Source organism: Paenibacillus sp. OT2-17 (assembly GCF_009827695.1).
In the GTDB taxonomy this organism is placed as follows: domain Bacteria; phylum Bacillota; class Bacilli; order Paenibacillales; family Paenibacillaceae; genus Paenibacillus; species Paenibacillus polymyxa_B.
In genome coordinates this window covers 1-5,239 of sequence record NZ_WUDQ01000247.1, presented here as the reverse complement: position 1 = coordinate 5,239, position 5,239 = coordinate 1, and the positions used below count along the sequence as shown (strand labels likewise).

Below are 5,239 nucleotides of genomic sequence, written 5' to 3'. Positions count from 1 at the left end.
TAAGGAATGAAATATACGTACATATGGATCGTAATCAGCTGTTACAGGCGTTAATACATGTGACGAAAAATGCGATCGAAGCTGCGGATGATGGGGGCAGGGTATACATAAAGCTGGCGATTCAGGAAGAGAAGGCATGTCTGCATATTAGGGATACCGGAAAAGGCATGAGTCAGGAGCATCTGGAGCGAGTGGGTACTTTGTTTTTTTCAACCAAAGAGGTAGGAACGGGACTGGGAACGGTCGTCTCCTTTCGAATCATTGAAGCTATGAACGGAAGTATACACTATGAGAGTGAGCCCGGAGTCGGAACCGAGGTAGTCATCCTGCTGCCACTCGCACAGAAATCTTTGCTCGCTGCTGAAGGATAGTTTGTTGCGAAGTGTCATTCACAATGGTTCAGCCCATTAAAAAGCGGTATGCGCAACATCTGGCATACCGCTAATGATGCTATATTTAATCTGTTACATATTAGGTGTTCAACAAATCTTGTGCGCCACGGTAAACAATGTCATACAGGTCTTCCAGATACTCTTCCTCGATACATGAGAATGCGATTCGGAGGTCATATTCACCCAGCGCAATTGTTCCTACCCCATATTGTTCCAGCAAATGTGTGCGCAGTCGTTCAGCGGACAAGCCGTTCAGCTTGAGACACATAAAATAACCCGAATTGAAAGGATAGTAGCTCCATACATCTCCGTATTTTCCACTATCGAGCAACGCTTTGACTTTGTTAGCCCGTCCCTTCATAATCTGGAACTTTTCTTTCTTCTGTTGTTCAAAGTCCGTTGACTTGAGGGCATCCAGGACGAAGGTTTGAGATGGGTGAGGACCGCTCGAAATCGTTGCCCGAATAATCCCTAATGTTTTTTGTTCCAGTGCGCTCAGTACATCCTGATGTTCCGAAGCAAAGGTAATAAATCCGACACGGAAGCCCCAAACGAATTCTTCCTTGGTAGCTCCGTCAATTTTGACGGGTAGAATTCTCGGATGAAGTCCAGCTAACTGACCGAATAGTGATTCATGCAGGGAGTCCTCGAAGAACAGACCAAAATAAGCGTCATCCGTCACAACTACGACATTGATGCCCGCTTCCGCGGCTTCCTGGATGGCAGCAACAATTGCTTTACCCTCTTCCACTCCCGGTGTGTAGCCTGTTGGGTTATTCGGGAAGTTCAGCACAACGATCGCTTTGCCGTATTCTTTCTGTGCCAGTAGCGCGTCGCGTAATCCTTCACTATTAAAACGTTGATCCTCTGTGAACAACGGGAAATTCACCAAACGTCCATGACGGCGAATACCGAAAGTCAGCTCATAGTTTTCCCAGTTTTTGTCTGGATAAATGACAGCGTCCCCTTCATCCGTGAACAGGTCGGCAACGATGCTCAAACCGTGGGTCAGCGCGTTCGTAACTACGGGAAGGCCGTAAGTTTTCCCAGCCAATGAAGGGTTTTCCTTCAGCATTTTGTCACGCCATACACTACGAAGTTCAGGTTTGCCCGCAGGGGGAGCGTAAGGGTATAAATCCTTGGGATTGTAAGCGGACAACTTCTCCTGAATGACCTCCAAATGCATAGGACCATTGCCTTCAGTAGCAATGCCAATCGTAGCGTTGTACTTTTTAGCAAGCTTCCCTGCTTCTGCGGATTGACTCAAAATCCCTTCTTTTGGGAAATAAATTTCTTTCCCTAAAAGAGAAAGCATTTGATATACATGCTCGTTGCCTGTCTGAATGTTTTGGTTTAACTGCGCTGCCAGTGGATTCATTCCCGTTTCATCCTTCCAAGTCATTTTGATTACATATTATAGCATTACACACTGTAAGCGTCACGCAAAAGCATCTGGAACATAAAAGCGCATTTTTTTGCTTAATGACGGCGCTGAGCTTATATTATAAATTAACGGGATAAAGGACAACCAAAGATGAACAAGAGGAGGTGCAGATTTTGCTGGATACATCTGCGTCATCGTTTATCCTGTTGTCGGCTTTCGCCAAAATTGTGTGCGAGCCGGGCTGGAAGTGGCAGGTACGCGAGAAGCCGATGCCAAACTATGATTTATTTTATGTATGGAGCGGAGAAGGAACAGTGATCTTAAACGGGACGTCGTATCCGGTAAGCAAGGGGAGTTGCTTCCTGTTCAAGCCGGGGGATGATACCCGTGCCACGCATAACCCGCAAAAGCCTCTCATACTTACCTATATTCATTTTGATCTTATCGAACAGCCAAAGCTTATCCCTGCAAGCTACCGTATGCTGGAGGAAACGTTCGAGGTAGAGCATATGCTTGCCAGATACGTTCGACTACGTCTGGAGCGTGCTTACGGAGCTGACGAGGAAGGCAAGCTGATCCTGAAACAACTGATGATTCATCTGCTGCGTGCGGACCGCAAGGAGCCTCAGGAGCAACAGGCCAGTAACCAGCTCACCGAGGTCATTCGGGAAACGGCCAACTATGTGCGTCAGCATCCGGGACTTCCTCATCGCGTCGAGGATTTGGCTGCACGGGCGGGGCTGTCACCGCGTTATTTTTCGATTAAATTCAAGGAGCTGCTGGGTGTGTCCGCGCAATCTCATATTATCAGTATGCGGATTGAGCGTGCACAGCATCTATTACTACATGCCGGAATGAATGTGACCGAGGTGGCAGAGGCTCTGGGGTATCGTGACATCTTTTTTTTCAGCCGCCAATTCAAGCAGTATACGGGGAAAAGTCCGTCTGAGATCCGGTAATGCTATGGACGGTGGACAAGCTGTTTCGGATTTAGGCGTAATGGGATTAACGAATAACGAATATAAAGGATAAATTCCAAAAAGGACCCGAGCAGTTACGCCGGGTCCTTTTTTTATGAGCAATTTAGCATCATCCGATCCCGATGCTCATATGTGTAGCTATAATACGGTTACGGTAAATTCACTTATGCTTTGGGATCATGTCGAAAGCAACCCAGACGTTGTCCCATTTTCACCGCATCCCCCGGCTTCAATGCGGGGTCTGGATCAAACGTGCCGTTTTCAGTTAGCAAAACGACAGTTGATCCAAATTCGAAATAGGCGAGATCGTCTCCTTTTATCCATGAGACGGCTTTATCATCCGTATATTTGATGCTACTCACATTCATTGCGCCAACCTTGACGACCGCCACCTCACCATATTCATGGGCAATGTACGTAATCTGTCGTTCATTGCGGCTAAGAACTGCTCGCATATGTTGCAAGCCGAAGTCATTCACTGGGTATACCTTGCCGCGCAGATGTTCTTTTTCTACCAGCGTACCGGATACTGGTGCATGAATGCGATGATAATCCGTCGGGCTGAGATAGAGTACAAAAGCATAGCCGTGTGTGTATTTTTCAAGACGCGGAGAGCGGTTAAGAAGCTCTTCCAGCGTATAGTCCTGCCCTTTGACATCCAAAAGAGTGCCGGACGTAATTGGGCCAGTGAAAGTAATCCGTGCATCCACCGGACTGGTCATCACCTCGGCGTTCGTATCAATCGGGCGCATGCCCGCTTTTAATTTGCGTGTAAAATAGGCGTTCAGGGAACGGTATTCCTTCCATTCCTGTTCCGCCTCATGCGTCTGGATCTGGTACGTACGTATAAAGGTGGGGATAAAAAGTCGGCTTGCACCGCTTTGCGCGAAGGAGCCTACAATCCGGCACACCCACTTGCGCGATGATAGCTCCGTCATGAGCCGCAGCCACTGTTTTGCCATTACAGATCCCCCTTGTTCATTTCCGAGCCGTCTTGGCCGGAACCTGTCCGGCCGCTCTGAACTATATTGACACAGAATGTGACGTAAATCAATACAGTGGACGGCCTGGTGAACGTTCGGTGTCTGACGAAGGCATCCGTTCGAGAAGCCAACGAGCGTAAGCCATCGGCTGAGTGTATGTTTCTTTCCAGACATTGTGCATGCCCGCCTGGCTGAAGCCATAGCGCTGATCACGACCGTTGCATTCGATAAAAACAATCTTGCCCTCATGGGTAATTCCCAGATCCAGACCGACGTCGGCGAGACGGGGAAGGGTTTGTGCCAGTCGGTGCACGATTTGTAACGAGAGTCGCTCCAATTCATTCATCAGCCGGACTGCGTTCGAAGTCTGAACCGTCTCGGTTTGTGATAATACCTCCAGTAGGGAACGGGCCGTACCGCCCTGTGCAACATTGGAAACGAAGGTGTGGGAAGGAGCAATTTTAGCATACATGCCTGTCACACCCCAGATACCGCCATATCCGCGCTGAACTGACACACGGACATCAAACGGACGATTATTGTTCAAAGCAAGCGGTATGGTTTCCTGTACGATATGAGGCACATGCAGCAGTCGTTTGTGTAGAAATAATGGGAGTTCCCCAACATTCAAACGTAGTGTGGACCAACGCTCAGGTATAGCCGGATGAGCACATTGCAAAGTCCAGCCTCCGCGGGAATGCCGCAGACGCATAATTCCTCTACCTACGCTACCGCTACTGGGTTTAATTACAACATCTCCGGTTTCCTCCATCAAGGTATGGATGGAGGAAAGGTTGCCTTGCAATGTTTTGGGGAGGTGGATGCGTAGCAAAGGGTCTTCTTGCAGAATTGCATGTATATGGTCTTTGTGGAAACGGTTTTGTTCATTAAAAATATAGAATCCCTTTTGTACAAGCTTGTTGATATCGCTAGCATTTTCATTTTGCCGATAGAGAGTCCGATTGTGGATGACCGGCGGCAACGGAAGAGTCATCTGCCGATACTCGTTGCCGTGTTTAACAAAAGCCCGGCATGTTCCGGTCGCTATATGAATATCCTCCAGACGAAGAAAGCAGGGGATGAGCTCGTAGCTTAACCCGGCGTCCTCGTAATTGGCGATAGATTCATATCGCGTCCTCATGGCGGGAATGCCCCGGTAGGTTGCCGGGTTGAGCATGACGCCGACATGCAACATGAGTATGTCCGCCCTCCTTGTAGTCACTCCAACTGATCATACTGTGATTCTAGTCCATCATATGTATCAAAGATCGGCCAGGCATGGACGCTAGCCTTGCGGTAAGCCCAAAGTTAGAAGCGAGGCACCTTTCAGGGAGGCAGACGATATGATACAAGATGATTGTTGAAGAGTGTTGGAATAGGGTCAGAAAGTAGGTGAGGTGATGCAGAGGCCGAAGGTAGCAGTCGTTACACCGGGCTCCTTTGTTATACCTTCGCCCCGCAGCAGTTCTTTGGAGCGGGTAATTGCCCACATGGTACCGC

5 protein-coding genes are annotated in these 5,239 nt (G+C 48.5%); 2 read left to right on the top strand and 3 right to left on the bottom strand.

Annotated elements, in window-relative coordinates:
- The coding region (locus GRP75_RS18650; protein WP_160790022.1) for an ATP-binding protein at positions 1–371 on the top strand (371 nt) is incomplete at its 5' end.
- 100 nt (positions 372–471) lie between these two features.
- On the opposite strand, the gene GRP75_RS18645 is transcribed toward GRP75_RS18650, so the two are convergent.
- A complete protein-coding gene (locus tag GRP75_RS18645) occupies positions 472–1,770 on the bottom strand; it encodes an aminotransferase class I/II-fold pyridoxal phosphate-dependent enzyme (RefSeq protein WP_160790021.1) in 1,299 nt (432 codons plus the stop codon).
- 179 nt (positions 1,771–1,949) lie between these two features.
- Between GRP75_RS18645 and GRP75_RS18640 the strand changes: the two genes are divergently transcribed.
- Positions 1,950–2,735 (top strand): helix-turn-helix domain-containing protein, encoded by a 786-nt coding sequence (locus GRP75_RS18640; RefSeq protein ID WP_023990123.1) that lies wholly within the window; start codon positions 1,950–1,952, stop codon positions 2,733–2,735.
- A 185-nt stretch (positions 2,736–2,920) separates the two neighbouring features.
- On the opposite strand, the gene asd is transcribed toward GRP75_RS18640, so the two are convergent.
- Positions 2,921–3,718 (bottom strand): archaetidylserine decarboxylase, encoded by a 798-nt coding sequence (gene asd, locus GRP75_RS18635; protein WP_075154707.1) that lies wholly within the window; start codon positions 3,716–3,718, stop codon positions 2,921–2,923.
- A gap of 88 nt (positions 3,719–3,806) precedes the next feature.
- Positions 3,807–4,934 (bottom strand): YheC/YheD family endospore coat-associated protein, encoded by a 1,128-nt coding sequence (locus GRP75_RS18630; protein WP_023990121.1) that lies wholly within the window; start codon positions 4,932–4,934, stop codon positions 3,807–3,809.
- Positions 4,935–5,239 lie beyond the last annotated feature (305 nt).

Excerpts from the sequence above, each read along its gene's own strand:
- GRP75_RS18645 (WP_160790021.1), bottom strand. The coding sequence starts at position 1,770 with ATGAATCCACTGGCAGCGCAGTTAAACCAAAACATTCAGACAGGCAAC.
- asd (WP_075154707.1), bottom strand. The coding sequence starts at position 3,718 with ATGGCAAAACAGTGGCTGCGGCTCATGACGGAGCTATCATCGCGCAAG.
- GRP75_RS18630 (WP_023990121.1), bottom strand. The coding sequence starts at position 4,934 with ATGTTGCATGTCGGCGTCATGCTCAACCCGGCAACCTACCGGGGCATT.